The sequence below is a fragment of the Pseudomonas sp. Leaf58 genome, from assembly GCF_003627215.1.
Classification (GTDB): domain Bacteria; phylum Pseudomonadota; class Gammaproteobacteria; order Pseudomonadales; family Pseudomonadaceae; genus Aquipseudomonas.
In genome coordinates, this window is sequence record NZ_CP032677.1 from 2,012,482 (window position 1) to 2,031,262 (window position 18,781).

Consider the following 18,781-nt stretch of genomic DNA (forward strand, 5'->3'; position numbering starts at 1 on the left):
AGGGCCAGGCAGGACCCGGCAATGGTCGGCAACCGTCCGTGAAACGGCTGACGGCGGCGACGCGCCACTGGTGCCTGGGTTTGGCTATGTTCAGCCCTGGCCTGGCGCTGGCCGACGACCTGCCCCCTCTGCCCACGGAGATGTCTGCCATTGCCGATGCCACGCTGTACCTCGACCTGCTGGTGAACCAGATGCCCAGGGCTGAACTGGTACCGGTGCAGCAGCGGGCAGGGCAGCTGTACCTGGGCAGTGAAGTGTTGCGAGCGGCGGGTGTGTCGTTGCCAGGTAATCCCCAAGGCGAAGTGGCCCTGGCTACCGTGCCTGGGCTGCACACCGACTACGACAGCCAAAACCAACGCCTGCTGTTGCAAGTGCCGCCGGCCTGGTTGCCAGACCAGCAAGTGGGTGAGCGCAGCTTGTATCCGGCCAGCGATGCGCTTAGCAGTTTTGGTGCCTTGTTCAACTACGACCTTTACCTTAACGACACCGATGATGGCGGCACTTACCTGGCGGCCTGGAACGAGCTGCGCGTGTTCGACAACTGGGGCACCTTCGCCAGCACGGGGCAGTGGCGCCAATCGTTCCAGGGGGCGCAGGCTGACGACACGCGCCAGGGTTTTCTGCGTTACGACACCACCTGGCGCTTCACCGACGAGCAGCGCCTGTTAACTTACGAGGGCGGTGACCTGGTGACCGGAGCCTTGCCCTGGAGTAGCTCGGTGCGGGTGGGCGGCCTGCAGTTGTCGCGCGATTTTGCTGCACGGCCTGACCTGGTCACCTACCCCTTGCCAGCGTTCGCCGGCGAAGCGGCGGTACCGACTTCGCTCGACCTGTTCATCAACGGCTACAAGTCCAGCACCACCGAGCTGCAGCCCGGCCCCTATACGTTGACCAACGTGCCGTACATCAACGGCGCCGGGGAGGCGGTAGTGGTCACCACCGATGCCCTTGGCCGGCAGGTATCGACCACCTTGCCGTTCTATGTCACCAGCAGCCTACTGCAGAAGGGCCTAGCCGACTATTCGGTGGCTGCCGGTAGCCTGCGCCGTGATTACGGCGTGCGCGATTTCGCCTACGGCCCTGGGGTTGCTTCGGCCAGCCTGCGTTACGGGGTCAGCGACAGGTTTACCCTGGAAACCCATGCAGAAACCGCTGATTCGCTAATGCTGGGTGGCCTTGGCGGCAATATGCAGCTGGGCAACTTCGGGGTGCTCAATGCCGCCCTGGCACACAGCCAGTTTGACGGCGACAAGGGGCATCAAGTCGCCCTTGGTTACCAGTACAACAGCCAGCGCATCGGCTTCAGCTACCAGCGCCTGCAACGCCACGGCGACTATGCCGACCTGTCCCGGGTCGACAGCTCGGACCTGCAGCTAAGCCAGCGCAGCGAACAAGTCACCCTCAGCCTCAACCTGAACCAATACGGCAGCATCGGCGCCGGCTACTTCGACGTGCGCGCCGGCGACGGCACACGCACCCGGCTGGTCAACCTGAGCTACAGCAGGCCCCTGTGGGGCAACAGCAGCGTGTACCTGTCGGCCAACCGTGAAGTGGGTGACAACCAGTGGGCGCTGCAGGCGCAACTGGTCATTCCGTTCGACCTGCACGGCACCCTGGCCTTGGGCCTGGAGCGCAGCCAGGAAGGTGAGCGCTTGCAGCGGGCCAACTACAGCCGTGCGGTGCCGGTGGGCGGTGGTGTTGGTTACAACCTGGGTTATGCCACTGGTAACGACCGCGATGCCTATCGCCAGGCCGATGCTACCTGGCGCCTGCAGTCGGTGCAGTTGCAGGCCGGTGTGTATGGCAGCAGTGACGAGATGACCCGCTGGGCCGACGCCAGCGGTTCGCTGGTGTGGATGGATGCCGGGCTGTTCGCCGCTAACCGCATCGACGATGCCTTCGTGGTAGTCAGCACCAGTGGTTACGCCGATGTACCGGTACGCTATGAAAACCAAGTGGTTGGCCGTACCGATGGCGGCGGTCATCTGCTGGTGCCATACAGCAGCGGTTACTACCGCGGCAAGTACGAGATCGACCCCATGGACCTGCCGCCGGACATCCTCGCGCCGGAAGTTGAACAACGCGTGGCGGTGCGTCGGGGGAGCGGCTACTTGCTGGAGTTTCCGCTCAGGCGCGTACTGGCGGCCAGTGTCGAACTGGTGGACGGCAACCAGCAGGTGCTCAAGCTGGGCAGCCGCGTCACCCATGCCGAAAGTGGCAGCCAGGCGGTGGTCGGCTGGGATGGCCTGGTGTACCTGGAGAACCTGGCGCCGCATAACCGCCTGCAGGTAGAGGTGGAAGGGGGCGGGCAATGCCAGGTGGCGTTCGACCTGCCTGAAGCGCCAGGCTCGGTCCCCTTGATCGGCCCGTTGGTGTGCAAATGAAGGCTTGCTGGCAGTGTTTGTGGGCCTGCGCCGTGTTGGCCGGGGCTGGCCCAGCGTGGGCCAAGTGCACGTCAGTAGCGACGGCGCCAGCGGCGTTTGGCTCGCTCAACTCGAATCAAGTACTGAACGTGGTACAGCTGGCCTCCAGCAGCAACTCGGGTTTGCAGTGCAGCGGTTCAGTGTTGAGTGTGCTCAGCAGCACGGACTCTTTCAAGATCAAGATCACGGCTACTACCGGTGGCCTGGTGGGGCCAACCGGGGACGTCATCCCGTACAGGCTATATGCCAACGCCACCACTGCCTATCCGATCACCCGCGGCACGCCCTTCGAGTACAGGACCACCGGCATTCTCGATGTGCTGGGGTTGCTCAACGGTACGCCCAAGAACGTGCCCCTCTACATGCGCACGCAGGTCGGCAGCAACGTTGCGGCAGGGCTTTATCAGGAAACGCTCAACGTCGAGTGGACCTGGGATTATTGCGAGGGGATCGGCTTGGGTGGGTTTTGCATAGGCCATGACACGAGCAGCGGTAGCAATACCCTGCTCGTGAGCATGACGGTGACCAACGACTGCCAGATCACCACGCCCAACATCAGCTTTGGAAGCGCACCAGTGGTGGTGGGGTTTGCCACGGTGAGCCAGAGCCTGAGCGTGTCTTGCACCAAGGGCAGCAGCTACACGGTGGGCCTGAATGACGGGCAGAACGTGGCCAGTGGGCGACGGCGGATGAAGTCGCCGGCCAACAACTATTTGGCTTATGACATCTTTAAAAGCGCCGGGGTGGAGCGTTGGGGTTTGCTGGGAACTGCGCGACGCGCCAGTACCGACGCGGATGTGAACCCCGGCGCGGGTACCGGCACTGGTAGCCAGGTGTTCAACTACAACGCCAAGGTTTATACCGACCAGGCTACACCGCCGGCGGCGACTTATACCGACAGTGTGATCCTGGATGTGCAGTTCTGATACAGCCCATGCCCGCGTGGCTAGCAGGTATCTACCGGTGGGGTGCGCTTTTGTAGGAGCGGGTTCACCTGCGAAGCAGGCACCGCGGTGGGTGGCACGGCCCGTGTTCGCGGGCAAGCCCGCTCCTACAGTTCAATGGCGCAAGCTGTCAGATTTTCATCAGGCAAGATCTCAGCGCAAATCATCAACCATCTTCGCCAACGTCTCCAGCACCGCTCCGGCCAGCGCCTTCGAGCGCGCCCCCGACCAGCCGGTACGCGCATCGGGCGCGTCGTCATGGTCCTTGAAGGGCATTTCCAGCGTCAGTGACAGGCAGTCATAGGCCATGCCCACCGCATTGCAAGCCAACGTGGTGTTGGCTTGCCCGGGCTCATCGCGGGTGTAGCCATGCACGGTCTGGAAGTCGCGGGTCAGGCTGCACAGGGTGTTGCGGAACTGCGCTTCCAGTTTGGCTAGCCGCGGCGTATAGCCCGGGTTGCCCTCGCAGGCGGCAGTGAACACATGGGGTATCTCTTCGTCGCCATGCGCGTCGATGAAGGCATCGACGCCGTATTGCTTCATCTGTGCCTGGGCGTAGAACACCTCGGGGCTGAGTTCAATACTGGCATCCTGCCAAGCTCGGTTGAGGTCCTGGCCCTTGAAGTTGGTGCGCAAGTGGCCGAGGAAGGCACCGTCGGGGTTCATGTTGGGGATCAGGTACAGGTCGGCCTTGGTCAGCAATTGCCGGACCACCGCATCGTTGGCCTGCAGGCGGTCGATCAGCCCTTCCATGAACCATTCGGCCATGTGTTCGCCCGGATGTTGCTGGGCAATCAGCCACAGCTTGCGCTTGCCAGCGCCACCATCACCGGCACGCAGCAGCGGAATGTCGCGGCCCTGTACGCTGCGGCCACTGGCGAGCAATTCGACCCCCGGTAATTGCCGCGCCCGTTCGATCAGCTGGTTATGACGGGCGCGCGAGTAGGGCTCGAAGTAGGCGAACCAGATTTGCGGCTGTTCGGCGCTTACCTCGAACGACAGTGCTGTGCCGTCGAACTGGCTGGGCACGCGGAACCAGGTGTGCTGGTCGTAGGAGGCCACTGCGTTGTAGCCGCTCCAGGCGTTTTTGTAGGAGGAGCCGGAGGCGTTGTCGAGGCTGAAGCGATGGACCTGGCCCGGCGTCAGCCCGCTGACTTTGAAGTGGAACCACTGGTAGTGGCCGCTGTGGGTGTCGGGGCGGATGGCCAGGTGCACCTGGGCCGGGTTGCTGGCATCCAGCACCTGGATATTGCCGGAGTCGAAATCGCAGTCGATTTGCAGGGGGGACAGCGTTACGGTCATGTGCCGGGCTCCTTTTTGGGCTTTGTTATTAGGGTACTGTACACGGCTTGGCAGGGTTGCTGCGCAAGATCAGGCAGCGAGTGTTGCGCAACTGATGTATCGCGGTATTGCAGACATAACTACCGCCGCCAGCGCCCCCATCAAGGTGTGATGGGCCTTTCCCACACAGGAGAGGCCCAGTATGCCAACCCCCGCACGCCCGCAAGGTTGCATTGATGACGTGATCGCCAGCTGCCTGCCCAGCTGGCTGACCCAGGCGCCTGCCCAGCGCCTGGTCGAGCTGAATACCTGTTTGCAGGCACAACAAGCCGTGCAGCAAAAATTGCAGGTATTGCTCGGTGGCATCACACCGTTGGATGCTTTTGCCGCCCCCTTGCTACAGCGCGCGCTTTCCGCGCAGCTTGCGCGCCTGCTGGATGTGCGTAAGGCGACGCTGCGGCTGCACCTGCTGGAGCGCTACCCGGTCTCCCGTGGCGACGTACCGGGCGCCGTTCGCGAGCGCACTTTGCAGCACAGCTTGCTGGCGGCCGCGCTGCACAATTTCGGCCAAGGCGAAACGCTATCGCTTGGGCTGACCGATGCCTCGGAACTGCTCGATGCTAACGGCAAGACCTTGCCAATGACTGCCCGGGCCTTTGCCGGCCTTTGCCGCACGCTCGATATCGGCGGGCAGTACCAGGCCTATCTGAAGGCGCGTTTGAGCGCCCCGGGTGACACCGGTGAACGTGTGGCAGCACTGCTTGAGCACGCTCATCGCCATGCGTTCGAAGCGGCCCTGCGCCTGGCTGCGCTTAAAGGCGACATTGGCGAAACCGCGCTGCTGCAGTGCCTGACGGCGATTACCTCGGCGCCCGGCGTGGCTACGCGCATGCGCCCAGTAGCATTGCGTATCCTGGGCAAGCGTGTACGGGGGGCCGTGGCCTTCGAACTGCACCGCGATGATGGGGGCAAGGGGCAGCTGGAAGGCGTGCTGTGCTGGCTGCCAGATGACCCTCAGGGGGCGATGACTTGGTATGCGTCCTGGGAGGCTTTGTTCCAGACGCTGGGCAAGCTGTTTCGCTTGCCCGGCTATCCCCAATACTTTCAACGGTTTGTCAGTGAGCGTGATCGTGAACCCTTCAGCGTGGCGTTGGTCAGCGCGATGGCGCAGGGTGGCGCGCACGCACCCGTAGAGCTCGACGGGCGTCACGAGGTTATTCGCCAACCGTTGTTCAAGCACCTGCGCAAGACTCAGCTCGACACCCTGTTCGACGATGCGCAGGTGCTGGCAGTACCAACCGGCGTTCAGGACAGCCTCGAACGGGATCGGCGGTTGCACTTCTATGCCCGTGTTGGCCTCGACTTGTTGGGGCTGGCGAGTTTCTATGTGCCGAGCCTGGGCTTGCCGCTGCTAGCCATCGCGGCATTGCAGGTGGTAGACGACGTTTACGAAGGCTATGTCGACTGGCAGTTGGGTGATCGCCAGGGGGCGCTGGCGCATGCACTAGGGGTCGCCGCGAATGTCGGGCAACTGGCCGTGGGCACGGCTGTCGGGGTGGCCACTGAAACCCTGCTGCCGCGTTCGTCGTTCGTCGACACGCTGGCGCCAGTGAGTACTGCGCTAGGCGAGCGCAGGCTGATAGATCCCAGCTTGCAGGCCTACGCCCTGGCGGAGCGCGAGGCTGCAGTCGGCCAGCGGGTCAGCGTGGCCGGCAAGGCCTACCTGCGCACCCATCAAGCGGCTTACCGGGTGACGGGTGAGCTGGCCGAGGATCAGTTGTATATCCAGCACCCGACCCGTGCCGAAGCCTATACGCCGCAACTACGCCACCACGGGGATGGCGCCTGGCGGCACGAGCTGGAAACACCTCAGGACTGGCAAGGTGTCACCTTGCTGCAGCGGTTGGGCAGTGGCCTGGCCGAGGTGGATGAGCGGCTCGCCAACCAGGTGATGCTGGCAACGGGGTTCGATGAGGCGCGTTTGCGTTTGCTGCATGTGCAGGAGGGCAACGCACCTGCGCGGTTGCTTGATGCGTTGCAGCGTCAGCAACTGCACAGCCAGTTTCCGGCATTGCAAGGGGCCGCATTCGAGCACCACGTCGCACAACTGCAAGTGGCCTCGTCATCTGCCGAGCAGCTGCTGCTACGTGACTTTACTGGCTTGACCGCGCGTGGCGCGCGGGAAATCGTCGCGCAGGCGGACGAAACCCTGGTCGAGCGCATGGTGGGTGAACAACGTGTACCGTTGCAGTTGGCCGAGCAGGCGCGCTGGTGGGTGCGGGACAGCCGCTTGGACCGAGCCTGCGCGGGCCTGCACCAGGCACCGGCGGTAACCGCCGATACCGAACGCCTGGCCCTTGGCTTGTTGCGGGACTGGCTGCCCTGGCCCGGCTCGCTACGCCTGGAGTTGCGCGATTCGCGGCTGACCGCGCCACTGCTTGCCCAAGTGGGCGACCTGGGCGCCAGTGAGGTTAGGGTCATCGAAAAGGGCGCGGCGGGCTACCTGGCATTGGGTGCCGCAGGCCAGCCGTTGGCCGGGGCGGGTAAGGAGGACTGCCTGATGCAGGCGCTTTTGTGGCAGCTCAGTGAGACCCAGCGTGCGCTGTTGGGCGCCGCTGACCTTTCGGCCGAGCAGCTTGCGCAAGCCTTGGCCCAGCGGGCCTTCGACAAACGTGAAGGGCTTGCCACATTGCTGGGCATGGCCCCCATCGGTACCGGCGTACGCCCTCCGGTGCGGCTGGCCGATGGCCGCCTGGGCTACCCGCTGAGCGGGCGTGGGGAAAGCAGCAGCGAGGCATTGCGCCAGGCACTGAGGCGGTTGTTCCCCACGTACAGCGACAGCCAGGTGGAGGAGTTTTTGGCCTCGTCGAGCCGTTTTGGCATGACGCCGTGGAACCGCTATTACCAGCTCCTGGAGCAGTCGCGTCAACTTGAAAACACCCTGACCACCTGGCGCCGGGAGTCCGCCAGCCGCGTTCAAGCCCTGCGCCGCAGCTGGGTGGCCCGCACGATTCGACGCGCCTGGCAGCGGCTGAGCCATGACGCTCATGGTAACTATGCGCTGTACATTCATGGCTGGCGCGTCGGCGCCTTGCCGCGGCTGCCTGAAAGCGTCGATTTCAGCCATGTCACGCACTTGAGTTTGCGCAACATGAGCCTGGTCAGTATCGATGCCAGCTTCCTGCAGCGGTTTAGCGGCGTACGCAGGCTGGACCTGCGTGGCAATGTGCTGCTGGAGGTGCCGGCCGGCATTGAGCACTTGGCTGAGCTGGAAGTGCTGCATCTGGCGGAGAACCACATTGCCCTCAATGCCGCCAGCGAACGGCGAATTGCCGCCTTGCGCAGGCTGCATTCGCTGAACCTCAACAGCAACCTGCTGGGCCGCGCCCCCGAGGTCAGCGGCCTACTGCGTTTGCGCAGCCTGTACCTGCGGGCCACGGACTTTGCGCGGTGCCTCTGCGGCTGCTGGAATCGTCGACCTTGACCCTGATCGACCTGCGGGAAAACCACATCGGCACCCTCCCGCAGCGGGCATTGGAGCTGATGCGAGACGATCCCTACCGGATCTACCTGCATGGCAATCCCCTTGCGCAGCAGGCCGTCATCCACCTTCGTGAACTGCTGGAGGCACAGGCGCTGCGCATCATGCCCGCGCGTAACCATGTGGAGGCCCTGGAGGACGAACGCCTGCGCTGGCTACATGGCGTCAGCCAGGCGGACCAGCCGCGCCGCTTGGCGCAATGGGACGCGTTGGCGGCTGAGGAGGGGGCCCAGGACTTGTTCCGGTTCTTCACCGATTTCTCCCGCTCGCAAGACTTTACGCGCCAGCCCAAGGACATGTGCCGACGGGTGTGGGACATCATCGAGGCCTGTGTATTGGACGGGGAGGTGCGCGAGGCGGTATTCCAGCAGGCGTCCGGCCCACGCAGTTGTGCCGACCAGATGCTATTGATCCTCAGCGCCCTTGAGGTGCGCACCCTGGTGGCTCAACGCACTGCGGGCTTGCAAGGGCTGAAAGCCATGCGCCCGCTACTGCGGCTGGGGCGCGAGCTGTTCCGCCTGGACGAGGTGGACCGCATCGCCACGCAGCATATCCAGCGCGAGCGTAGCCGCGATGCCTATATACCCGTCGACGACGTCGAGGTGCACTTGGCCTATCGCATAGGCTTGGCCGAAACCTTGCGCCTACCGGGTCAGGCGTCAAGCATGCACTTTGCGCAGGTCAGTGGCGTGACCAGTACCGACCTGGACATTGCCGAGCGGGAGGTGTGGGATGCTGAAACGCGCGATGCCCTGAGCCGCTCGCTGGCGCAGCGCGAATTCTGGCAAGGCTATCTGCAGGCCACCTACCCGCAAGCGTTCGAGACCATGAATGCGCCCTTCCATGACCGCGTCGATGCCTTGTTCGAACAGCGTCAGCAGACCGGCGACCAGGCGTACCGGGATGCAGTGGCACGGGTGCAGGCGGAGCGGTTGCTGGCCGAACGGGCATTGATACTGAAGTTGACCCGTGAGGCCTATGACCGCCACCCCAGTTGATTGAGCGCGAAGATTTCAACACGGTTTGTGGCGGCTGGTCTGCAGCCTGGCGCATTGCTGGCCTGTGTGCTTTGGGCGCAAAAACCTGCTATGCCTAAACAGGGAGTATTCGTTCCGGCCGAGGCCTGGCGCAGTAGGAGCAGCCCTGTACCCAGGCGTTCACTCCCGGCCCCCGGCACCCCGAGGGTGGGCGCTTCAAACAGGTGCCGAGCGCAACTGGGAGGTGCCACATGTTGTTCATCATTCATTGGACCATCGCCCCGGAAAACCGCAATGCCGTACTCACGCGTTTCGCCAGGACCGGCGGCGCGGCCCCCGCAGAAGTAAAAGTCCATGGCCGCTGGTATGCCGTGGGGCAGTTGCTGGGCTTTGCCGTGGTCGAAAGCGACCGCTTGGAGCCGGTCCTGCAATGGAGCCTGGAGTGGAGTGACCTGATGCACATGCACGTTTACCCGGCAATGGCCGACGAGCAGGCCGCGCCGTTGCTGCTGGCGGCTGTCAATAACCAAGCCGCCTGACCCGCAGGGGGACGAAGGGGCCGGACACTTGCCCGGCCCCTTCACAGCGATTGGCCCTGACGGGCCATCCAGCGCAGTAAGGCGGCAATTGGTACGCTGCGGTGAGCCTCGTGCCGATAGGGCTTGCCCTCGGCGGTGAACCGTTCGCGGTAGCGGCTCAGGACCAGGCTGCGGCCATCGGCAGAAACCCGCGCCTCCAGTTCGTGCAGCAACAACGGTTGCCGGGCAGCGCCTTCCAGGCGCCGGAACAACAGCACGGCGTCTTGGCCATCATTGCTCATGAGCACCCCCCGCACAATCTACCGGCCACTGCCCAAGCTCGCCGGCCTTGCCCTCTGCCACCCGGTTGCTGCGCCGCTGCGCGGTATAGTCGCGAAGCGCGAGGTAATAATCAGGCCAGGTACGCAGCAGGTCGGTCAGTGGCAGTGCTTCGGCGCGCGCGTCGACGATAGCCCCCGCCGTGGCAACATTGCCCAGGGTATCGACGGTGTCGCTGTTGCCGCCAAACGGGTCCAACGCCATCCCCAGCACCGTACCGGTGGCATCGCGCAGGTTATGAGTGCCCAGCAGCGGCAGCTCGACGATGGGGCCGGTGGCGATGTTCCATACCCCAAAGGTTTGGCCAAAGTCCGACCTGTGCTGGCTCAGCCCCATTTTTCCAGAAACATCGACCAGCCCCGCCACACCCAGGGTGGTGTTGAAGATGAAGCGCGAGAGGCTGGTCATTGCCCGTTCGCCATTGCCCTGCAGCAGGTCGTTGATCAACACCTTGGGCTCACCGAAGTTGTTGGCAAAGTTATGCACGCCCTGCTGGGCGAAACCCGGCAGCGCACTGTAGCCGCGGGCAACGGGGGCCAGCAGGTAGTCATCGAGCGTGCGGTTGAAGGCGAACACGGCGCGGTTGGCCGGCTCCGCCGGGTCACTGACTTGATAGGCGACATTGCCGCAGGCCAGCGTGGCGGGGGCGCGTTGGCTGTAGCCTCCCGCCGCCAGCAGCGACAAGACCAGCGCGGCAGAGCGCGCTGAACGGGAGGTGGAGGATGAACGGGACATAAACACAATCCTGGCAAGAACTGTTGGCGATGCTGGGCAGTTTTGTTTGCCTGGGAATGTCCGGATTATCTCGACTTCGCCACTTTGTTACCGGGTTGAAATATATGACGGCTGCGTGGGGATGGCCTTAAAGTACGCCTTGCTAACCTAGTTTTGCGGTGCTTTTTTGTGAGCCATTTGCTGATAGTCGACGATGATGTCGAGGTGCTCGATCTGCTGCAGAAGTTTCTCTGCCAGCATGGTTACGAGGTGGACGTGGCCCGGGATGGCAAAGCGCTCTGGCAGGCCCTTGAGCGGCGCGTGCCAGACCTGGTCATTCTAGATGTGATGCTGCCTGGCGACAGCGGCCTGGTGTTGTGTCAGCGGTTGCTGGCCGAGCATAGGGTGGCGGTGATCATGCTCACTGCCATGGGTGAGTTGAGTGACCGGGTGGTTGGCCTGGAACTAGGCGCAGATGACTACCTGACCAAGCCCTTCGCCGCCCGTGAACTGCTGGCACGGGTGAGGGCAGTGCTGCGCCGTGCCGGCGAAGCGGCTGCCGGTGCGGCGGGCCATGCTTGCGCGATGCTGGAGTTTGCCGGCTGGCAGCTGGATGTGGTGCGCCGCGAACTGCGCTCGCCGGACAGCGTGTTGATCCCCTTGTCCAACGGTGAATTTGAATTGTTGTGGGTGTTTGCCGAGCATCCACGGCGGGTGCTTAGCCGCCAGCAGTTGCTGGACTTGGCCCGTGGCGATGGCTACGACGCCTATGATCGCAGCATTGACGTGCAGGTTAGCCGGCTGCGCCGCAAGCTTGAAACCGACGCGGGCAGCGAACCGCTGATCCGCACCTTGCGTAACGCCGGTTACCTGTTCGCGCCCACGGTGGTTAAGCGATGAACTTGCTCGCCCGGGTTCGCCGGGGCTTGCCGCAGCCAAAAATCACCATAGCCCGCTGGATTGCCCTGACCACATTGGCCGCGATGCTTTTCCTGCTGCTGCTGAAAGTGCTGTTCAGCCTGCTACTGAGCGTATGGGCGCAGCCACCCCTGCTGGAGAGCGGTTTGATCGAAAAGGTTGCAGCGGTTACCCGTATCCTCGATGCCGCACCCATGGCGCAGCGCGCCACACTCGCCAGCGCTGCGGGCGATGGGTCTTACACCGTGCAATGGTTGCAGCACTATCAGGAAGCCGGCATGCCGCTGTTAGTCGATGCTGAACTCCGTCAGGGCACGCCGCTGTTGCGAGCGCTGCTCAAGCGCCCGGCTGCCCAAGTACAGGTCTTTGAGCCTGGTGACATACCGGGTTACGCAGCTGAACGTGGCTATGCCCTGATGATTGAACTCACCGATAAATCCTGGGTGCTATTCCGCGCTGCCTACCGCAGTTGGGGCCTTGATGAACTGCCGCGCAACCTGATCATTTTGGCGTTGATGCTGGTTTCCAGCCTGGCTGTCGCGCTGCTGGCTGCGCGATACCTGGCCAAACCCTTGGAGCGTTTTGCCGAAGGGGCGCGGCACTTTGGCAAGGACTTCAACGCCCCACCCATCCCGGTAGTGGGCCCCCACGACCTGCGCCAGGCCATTCTCGCCTTCAACGCTACCCAGGCGCAGCTCAAGCATTTTCTTAACGACCGCACCCAGATGCTTGCGGCCATCTCCCATGACTTGCGCGCACCGCTGACACGCATGCGCTTGCGCGCCGAGTTTATCGACGATGCCCAGCTACAGGCAAAGCTGTTCAAGGACGTCGACGAGATGCAGGCGATGGTCGATGCGGCGCTGGGTTTTTTCCGTGATGACGCACGGCTGGAACAGACTACCGTTTTCGACCTGGGTGAGTTGCTGCTGACTGTGGTGGACGATTTCAAGGATGCGGGGGTCGAGGTCGTCCTCAGCGGGCCGCACCGCTGTGTGTATAGCGGGCGGCCAGTGGGGATCAGGCGGGTGCTGGTCAACTTGATCGACAATGCTGCGAAATATGGCCGCGAGCCCACGGTGGTGTTGGCGGTCAGCGCCAGGCAGATCGAAATAACCGTACAGGATCGCGGGCCTGGCATTGCGCCAGAGCTACACGAGCAGGTATTTGCGCCGTTCTACCGTATCGAAGGCTCACGCAACCGTGACACCGGGGGGGTTGGCCTGGGCCTGCCGGCAGCACGGGCCATCGTGCTGGAGCAGGGCGGCAGCATAACCCTGGGCAACCGCCCCGGTGGCGGATTGGACGTGCGGATTACCCTGCCGCTGGGCTAATCACAGCCCTAGCTCGCTGAGCCCGGGGTGATCATCCGGGCGCCGGCCCAACGGCCAGCGGAACTTGCGCTCGGCTTCGCTGATGGGGTGCTCGTTGATGCTGGAATGGCGGTTCTGCATCAGCCCATCGTTGGCAAACTCCCAGTTCTCGTTGCCATAGGCGCGGTACCACTGGCCGCTGTCATCGTGGTACTCGTAGGCATAGCGCACGGCAATGCGGTTGCCGGTAAAGGCCCACAGCTCCTTGATCAGGCGGTACTCCAGTTCATGGTTCCATTTACGGCTCAGGAACGCTTCGACCTCGGCACGGCCACGGGGGAACTCGACGCGGTTACGCCAGACGGTGTCGAGGGTATAGGCGAGTGCGACCTTGGCCGCGTCGCGACTGTTCCAGCCATCCTCGGCCAGGCGAACCTTTTCGATCGCGCTTTCGCGGGTGAAGGGCGGAAGGGGTGGGCGAGACATCGGGGTTCTCCTCAGGTCAATTGGCTTGTAAGAGATTAGTAGCCGATGCCCGCGCAGGGAATGGATGTGCCTGGCATTTCAGAATTGCGGTGCGTGGAACAATGCCCGGGCTGCGCTACCGCGCAGCATCCGCCAGCAGGCTATACGGCTTAGTCGACATCCCAGTTTGGCGCCAGGCCGTCAGGGCTGACTTCGCGGCCATTGCGCTCAAGCTTGGCAATGTGTGCCAGGTCGTCGGCGTCCAGCTTAAGGTCACGGGCGAGCAGGTTGCTGGCCAGGTTTTCGCGCTTGGTCGACGACGGAATCACCGCGTAGCCCAACTGCAGGGCCCAGGCCAGGGCAACCTGGGCGACGGTGGCCTTGTGCTTGGCGGCGATCGCGGCCAGTACCGGGTCTTTCAGGACCTTGCCGTAGGCCAGGGTCATGTAGGAGGTGACAGTGATGCCTTGTTCTTTCAGGAATGCGGTCAGCTTGCTGTTCTGCAGGTACGGGCTGAGTTCGATCTGGTTGGTGGCGATTTCGCCTTCGCCAACCACTTCGATGGCCTGGCGGGTCAGCTCGATGTTGAAGTTGGACACGCCAATCTGACGAGTAAGGCCCTGCTTCTTGGCTTCGGCCAGGGCTTGCATATATTCGGCGAGTTCAATGCCATTGCCCGGGGCCGGCCAGTGGATCAGCAGCAGGTCGACGTAGTCGGTACGCAGTTTTTTCAAGCTGTCGCGCAGGCTGGGGATCAATTTGTCGGCAGCGTAGTTGTCGACCCAGATTTTGGTGGTGATGAACAGCTCGCTGCGCGGCACACCGCTTTCGGCGATGGCTTGGCCAACGTCGGCTTCGTTTTGGTAGATCTGCGCGGTGTCGATGACTCGGTAACCCAGTTCCAGGGCCGACTTGACCGAGTCGATGACGGCTTGGCCGGTGAGGCGGAAGGTGCCGAGGCCGAAGGATGGAATGCTCATGGATCTGCTCCTGCTGAAGAAAGGGTAAAGCGAACCGAGTCTGCTCGCTCGGGTTCGAACGCGCTTCGTGTGGGGAGCAGTGTGCGGTTTTTTGGGGGGGTGATTAAGCTAGGGCGGGGCCAAGGTCATTTGATTCACAGTCAAGAATGGGCGGGCAAGTTGTGCCTGTGTTGCTGGAATAGGGTTTACTTCCTGTACCGGCCCTTTCGCGGGCACAGGTACTGCACCGCTTTTGAGTGCGGTGCGATCCCTGTGGGAGCGGGTTCACCCGCGAAAGGGCCGGCACAGGGAAACGAAACGGCCCGCCATACAGGCGGGCCGTCAGGCATTGCAGGTGACGATCAGCGGCGGCGGAACAGCGGCAGCGGCTGGTCGGTGGCGGCCTGGTAGGTCACCGAGAAGTCCTTCAGGCTTTGCAGTGCGTCTTCCGGGTCTTTGTCGGCACGGATGGCGAACGCATCGAAGCCGCAACGGGCCATGAAGAACAACTGGTCGCGCAGTACGTCGCCAATGGCGCGCAGCTCGCCCTTGAAGCCGTAGCGCTCACGCAGCAGGCGCGCATTGGAGTAGCTGCGCCCGTCGGTGAACGCCGGGAAGTTCAGGGCGATGACCTGAAAGTGCTGCACGTCTTCGCCAATTTCTTCCGCTTCCTGGTCGCTGTCCAGCCACACGCCAAGGCCACCATCGCGGACTTTGAGCACGTGGGCATGGTCGCGCCACATCTGCAGCGGGACGATGTAGTCGTCGCAGTTGGTCAGCTCGTCAAACGAGGTTTCCTTGGGCAGCAAGTGCCAGGTTTCGTCGACGATCTGGTTGTTCTTAATGATTCGCTGCATAGACGCGTTCCTTGAAGGGGTCGATGCCGATACGCTGGTAGGTGTCGATAAAACGCTCTTCCTCGGTACGTTGCTCGACGTACACGGCGATCAGCTTCTCGATCACATCGGCCATGGCATCCTGGGCGAAGGACGGGCCGAGAATCTTGCCCAGGCTCGCGCCACGCGCGGCATTGCCGCCCAGCGATACCTGGTAGAACTCCTCGCCCTTCTTGTCCACGCCGAGGATGCCGATGTGGCCCACGTGGTGGTGGCCGCAGGCGTTCATGCAGCCGGAGATGTTCAGGTCGATTTCGCCGATGTCGAACAGGTAGTCCAGGTCGTCGAAGCGGCGCTGGATAGACTCGGCGATTGGGATCGACTTGGCGTTGGCCAGCGAGCAGTAGTCACCGCCCGGGCAGCAGATGATGTCGGTCAGCAGGCCGATGTTCGGGGTGGCGAAGCCGCCCTCGCGCAATTCTAGCCACAGGGCGTGCAGTTGGCGCTGCTCGACGTCGGCGAGGATGATGTTCTGCTCGTGCGAGGTGCGCAGGAAGCCGAAGCTGTAGCGCTCGGCCAGGTCGGCCACGGCGTCCAGCTGCTTGTCGGTCAGGTCGCCTGGGGCGACGCCAGTAGGCTTGAGCGACAGGGTTACGGCCACGTAGCCAGGGCGCTTGTGGGCGCGGGTGTTGCGCGAACGCCAGCGGGCGAAGCCTGGGTACTCGGCGTCTTGGGCGGCGTAGTCGACGTTGTCCAGGGCCAGGTACTCAGGGTCGACGAAGTGGCGCGATACACGCTGCACTTCGGCTTCGGTCAGGGTGCTGTTGCCGCCACGCAGGTGGACCATTTCGGCCTCGACCTTCTCGGCAAACACTTCTGGGGTAAGGGCCTTGACCAAGATCTTGATCCGCGCCTTGTACTTGTTGTCACGGCGACCGTAACGGTTGTACACGCGCAGGATAGCGTCGAGGTAGCTGATCAGGTCCTGCCATGGCAGGAACTCGTTGATGAACGAGCCCACCACTGGGGTGCGGCCCAGGCCACCGCCGACCAGCACACGGAAGCCTAGCTCCCCAGCTGCATTGCGCACCGGCTCCAGGCCAATGTCGTGCACTTCGATGGCGGCGCGGTCTTCCTGCGAACCGTTGATGGCAATTTTGAACTTGCGCGGCAGGTAGGCGAATTCCGGGTGGAAGGTGGTCCACTGGCGGACGATTTCGCACCATGGGCGCGGGTCGATGATTTCGTCCGCGGCCACACCAGCGAACTGGTCGGTGGTGGTGTTGCGCAGGCAGTTGCCGCTGGTCTGGATCGCGTGCATCTGCACGGTGGCCAGCTCGGCAAGAATGTCCGGGATGTCTTCCAGTGCCGGCCAGTTGAACTGCACGTTCTGGCGGGTGGAAATGTGGGCGTAGCCCTTGTCGTAGTCGCGAGCGATCTTGGCCAGGGTGCGGACCTGGTTGGCGTTCAGCTGGCCGTACGGCACGGCGACACGCAGCATCGGCGCGAAACGTTGGATGTAAAGGCCGTTCTGCAAGCGCAGAGGGCGGAATTCTTCTTCGCTCAGCTCACCGGCTAGGTAGCGGCGGGTCTGATCACGGAACTGCTTGACGCGGTCCTCGATGATCCGCTGATCGTACTCGTCGTATACGTACATAAAAGTCCTGTCTCAGGCATGCAGCTATTCGCGCGCACGGCCGCGCACTCCGGTACGGAGCCGGGGAAAGATAGCAGGTTGGGTTTATGCGCTAAAGTGATGTTTTTGCATATGAAAAGAACCAAATGGACTATGTGAGACTGACTGCCATTTGTGCGTTGTAGGTGGCGTGGCGGTTATAATCCACGGTTTGCGTTGCAGAGATGACAGCCCATGCTCAAGGCGTTGTGCCAAAGCTTGTGTCTTGCCTTGCCGCTGGCGGCAAACGCGCAGCCTGCTTCGGTGGTGTTCCTCAACCCGGGGCTGTCCACCGAGACGTTCTGGGCCAGCTATTCGCGCTTTATGCAGGCTGCTGCGGACGAGCTGGGTATGACCTTGCGGGTGGAGTACAGCGAGCGCCGTGCCGACCTGACGCTGACCCAGGCCAGGGCAATCCTCAACGGGCCACAGCGGCCGGACTACCTGGTACTGGTCAATGAACAGTATGTGGCACCGGAGATCATGCGCTTGTCGCGTGGCACCGAGGTCAAGTTGTTACTGGTCAACAACGGCCTGACCGCCAGCCAGGCCCGTAGCATCGAAGCACAGCCCGACAAGTATGCCGAGCCCCTGGGCACCTTGATCAGCAACGACGAGCAGGCAGGCTTCGAGATGTTGCAGCAGATGGTCGCGCAATTGCCCCGCGACAACCAGCCGGTGGACCTGGTGGCGTTTGCCGGGGTCAAGACCACCCCGGCTTCGCAGTTGCGCGAGGAGGGCATGCGCCGCGCCTTGGCCGACTTCCCCCAAGTGCGCCTGCGGCAGGTGGTGTATGGCGGCTGGAGCCGCCAGCGCGCCTACGAACAGGCGCAGCAGTTACTGGAGCGCTACCCGGGCACGCGCCTGGTGTGGTCGGCCAATGACGAGATGGCTTTTGGTGCCATGCAGGCGTTCGAGGAGGCGGGGCGCAAACCGGGGCGCGATGTGCTGTTCAGTGCGGTCAACAGCTCGCCCGAAGCCTTGCGCGCGCGTATCGACGGGCGCTTGAGCGCGCTGATGGGCGGCCATTTCAGCCTGGGTGGTTGGGCCATGGTGATGTTGCACGATGACGCCCAAGGGCTGGCGGTTAATCGTGACGGACTGCGTGAGCACCGCCTGCCGGTGTTGCAGCCGATCGGTCAGGCCAAGGCAAAGCGTTGGTTGAAACTGCTGGAGCGGGCCGACTATGGCGTTGATTTCCAGCGTTACAGCGCCGAAGGACGGCCGGCTAGCTATCAGTACCCATTTCTGACGTCGCCAGTCGATTATTGAAAGACCCTGCTTGAGCGAAGGGCATTGCTCGTCTTAACTGCTGGTGGTGAAGTGCATTCCCATAACCACTACAAGAGGCAATGCAATGGGAAATTCAACCAAGGTCCGCAAAGCTGACAGCAGCGTCGATGCCTGGGCGATCCTCTGCCTGATCGTCCTGGTGGTGGTCACTGCCGTGTATTGGGTCAGCCACCAGTAGACTTTATTCAAGACCGTGATGCAGCCAGAGCGCCTGCGGGAGGGAACCCCGCAGGCGTTTTCATGTTGCCTGTTTCGGCCTCTTCGCGGGCTAGCGGGTAAGGTGCATGGCCAGTTGCACCAAGCCAATCAATACGGCAATGAACACCAGGGTAAACAGTGCCCCCAGTGCAATGAAATGGCTGGCCTTGCCGTGGGTGAAGTCGCGGGCGCGGTTTTTGCCGCTTTGCACGCCGAAGGCGGCGGCAAGGATGCTGTGCAGCATCTGCCAGAAGGTCGGGGGTTTGCCTTGGCTGGAATCGTCCATGGTGGCTCCTGAAAAAATCAGAGGCAATCAAGGACAGTGTAGGCAAGGGTTGGGAGCTTGCCTGTATCGGCCTGTTCGCGGGCTTGCCCGCGAACAGGCCA

General features: G+C 62.9%; 16 protein-coding genes. 8 read left to right on the forward strand and 8 right to left on the reverse strand.

The genetic code is table 11. The features are described from left to right. Window positions 1-86 precede the first annotated feature (86 nt). Together DV532_RS09485 and DV532_RS09490 are read left to right on the forward strand one after the other, a co-directional pair. Entirely contained in the window at window positions 87-2,384 is a 2,298-nt protein-coding gene (locus DV532_RS09485) for a fimbria/pilus outer membrane usher protein (RefSeq protein ID WP_056800390.1), read from the forward strand. After that, a complete protein-coding gene (locus DV532_RS09490) occupies window positions 2,381-3,349 on the forward strand; it encodes a spore coat U domain-containing protein (RefSeq protein ID WP_056800393.1) in 969 nt (322 codons plus the stop codon). Before DV532_RS09485 ends, DV532_RS09490 begins: the two co-directional genes overlap by 4 nt. A 171-nt stretch (window positions 3,350-3,520) precedes the next feature. Here the strand turns inward: DV532_RS09490 and DV532_RS09500 are convergent, their stop codons facing one another. Then, the gene (locus DV532_RS09500; protein WP_056800396.1) at window positions 3,521-4,669 is read right to left on the reverse strand and encodes a M14-type cytosolic carboxypeptidase; all 1,149 of its coding nucleotides are present in this window, start codon (window positions 4,667-4,669) and stop codon (window positions 3,521-3,523) included. Window positions 4,670-4,850: 181 nt separating this feature from the next. On the opposite strand from DV532_RS09500, the gene DV532_RS09505 reads away from it, so the two are divergent. The 3 genes from DV532_RS09505 (at window position 4,851) to DV532_RS09515 (ending at window position 9,705) form a co-directional block, all read left to right on the forward strand. Further along, the gene (locus DV532_RS09505; protein WP_056800398.1) at window positions 4,851-8,132 is read left to right on the forward strand and encodes a leucine-rich repeat domain-containing protein; all 3,282 of its coding nucleotides are present in this window, start codon (window positions 4,851-4,853) and stop codon (window positions 8,130-8,132) included. Next, window positions 8,099-9,187: an NEL-type E3 ubiquitin ligase domain-containing protein gene (locus DV532_RS09510; RefSeq protein ID WP_056800401.1), complete on the forward strand. Its 1,089-nt coding sequence runs from the start codon at window positions 8,099-8,101 to the stop codon at window positions 9,185-9,187. The genes DV532_RS09505 and DV532_RS09510 overlap by 34 nt, the downstream gene beginning before the upstream one ends. 230 nt (window positions 9,188-9,417) lie before the next feature. Beyond that, entirely contained in the window at window positions 9,418-9,705 is a 288-nt protein-coding gene (locus DV532_RS09515; protein ID WP_056800405.1) for a DUF3303 domain-containing protein, read from the forward strand. Window positions 9,706-9,746: 41 nt separating this feature from the next. Here the strand turns inward: DV532_RS09515 and DV532_RS09520 are convergent, their stop codons facing one another. Beyond that, window positions 9,747-9,986, reverse strand: a complete 240-nt coding sequence (locus DV532_RS09520) for a hypothetical protein (protein WP_056800408.1) — start codon at window positions 9,984-9,986, stop codon at window positions 9,747-9,749. Continuing rightward, window positions 9,976-10,758, reverse strand: a complete 783-nt coding sequence (locus DV532_RS09525) for a VacJ family lipoprotein (RefSeq protein ID WP_056800411.1) — start codon at window positions 10,756-10,758, stop codon at window positions 9,976-9,978. The genes DV532_RS09520 and DV532_RS09525 overlap by 11 nt, the downstream gene beginning before the upstream one ends. Window positions 10,759-10,926: 168 nt before the next feature. Here DV532_RS09525 and DV532_RS09530 point away from each other — a divergent pair, with 168 nt between their 5' ends. Both DV532_RS09530 and DV532_RS09535 read left to right on the forward strand, forming a co-directional pair. Then, window positions 10,927-11,637 (forward strand): response regulator, encoded by a 711-nt coding sequence (locus tag DV532_RS09530; RefSeq protein ID WP_056800413.1) that lies wholly within the window; start codon window positions 10,927-10,929, stop codon window positions 11,635-11,637. Further along, window positions 11,634-12,989, forward strand: coding sequence for an ATP-binding protein (locus tag DV532_RS09535; RefSeq protein WP_056800416.1), 1,356 nt, complete (start codon window positions 11,634-11,636; stop codon window positions 12,987-12,989). The genes DV532_RS09530 and DV532_RS09535 overlap by 4 nt, the downstream gene beginning before the upstream one ends. On the opposite strand, the gene DV532_RS09540 is transcribed toward DV532_RS09535, so the two are convergent. The 4 genes from DV532_RS09540 to DV532_RS09560 all read right to left on the reverse strand — a co-directional run bounded on the left by DV532_RS09540 (window position 12,990) and on the right by DV532_RS09560 (window position 16,885). Then, window positions 12,990-13,454 (reverse strand): DUF1348 family protein, encoded by a 465-nt coding sequence (locus DV532_RS09540; RefSeq protein WP_056800419.1) that lies wholly within the window; start codon window positions 13,452-13,454, stop codon window positions 12,990-12,992. 149 nt (window positions 13,455-13,603) lie between these two features. After that, window positions 13,604-14,413: a 2,5-didehydrogluconate reductase DkgB gene (gene dkgB / locus DV532_RS09545; RefSeq protein ID WP_056800421.1), complete on the reverse strand. Its 810-nt coding sequence runs from the start codon at window positions 14,411-14,413 to the stop codon at window positions 13,604-13,606. A 341-nt stretch (window positions 14,414-14,754) separates the two neighbouring features. Then, window positions 14,755-15,249: a DUF934 domain-containing protein gene (locus DV532_RS09555; RefSeq protein ID WP_056800424.1), complete on the reverse strand. Its 495-nt coding sequence runs from the start codon at window positions 15,247-15,249 to the stop codon at window positions 14,755-14,757. Beyond that, window positions 15,233-16,885, reverse strand: a complete 1,653-nt coding sequence (locus tag DV532_RS09560; protein WP_056800427.1) for a nitrite/sulfite reductase — start codon at window positions 16,883-16,885, stop codon at window positions 15,233-15,235. Before DV532_RS09560 ends, DV532_RS09555 begins: the two co-directional genes overlap by 17 nt. Before the next feature lie 213 nt (window positions 16,886-17,098). Here DV532_RS09560 and DV532_RS09565 point away from each other — a divergent pair, with 213 nt between their 5' ends. After that, window positions 17,099-18,175 carry an ABC transporter substrate-binding protein gene (locus tag DV532_RS09565; protein ID WP_056800429.1) on the forward strand — a complete coding sequence of 359 codons (1,077 nt, stop codon included), beginning with the start codon at window positions 17,099-17,101 and terminating at the stop codon, window positions 18,173-18,175. A gap of 289 nt (window positions 18,176-18,464) precedes the next feature. Here DV532_RS09565 and DV532_RS09570 read toward each other — a convergent pair whose 3' ends face one another. Continuing rightward, window positions 18,465-18,680, reverse strand: coding sequence for a DUF2970 domain-containing protein (locus DV532_RS09570; protein ID WP_056800432.1), 216 nt, complete (start codon window positions 18,678-18,680; stop codon window positions 18,465-18,467). Window positions 18,681-18,781 lie beyond the last annotated feature (101 nt).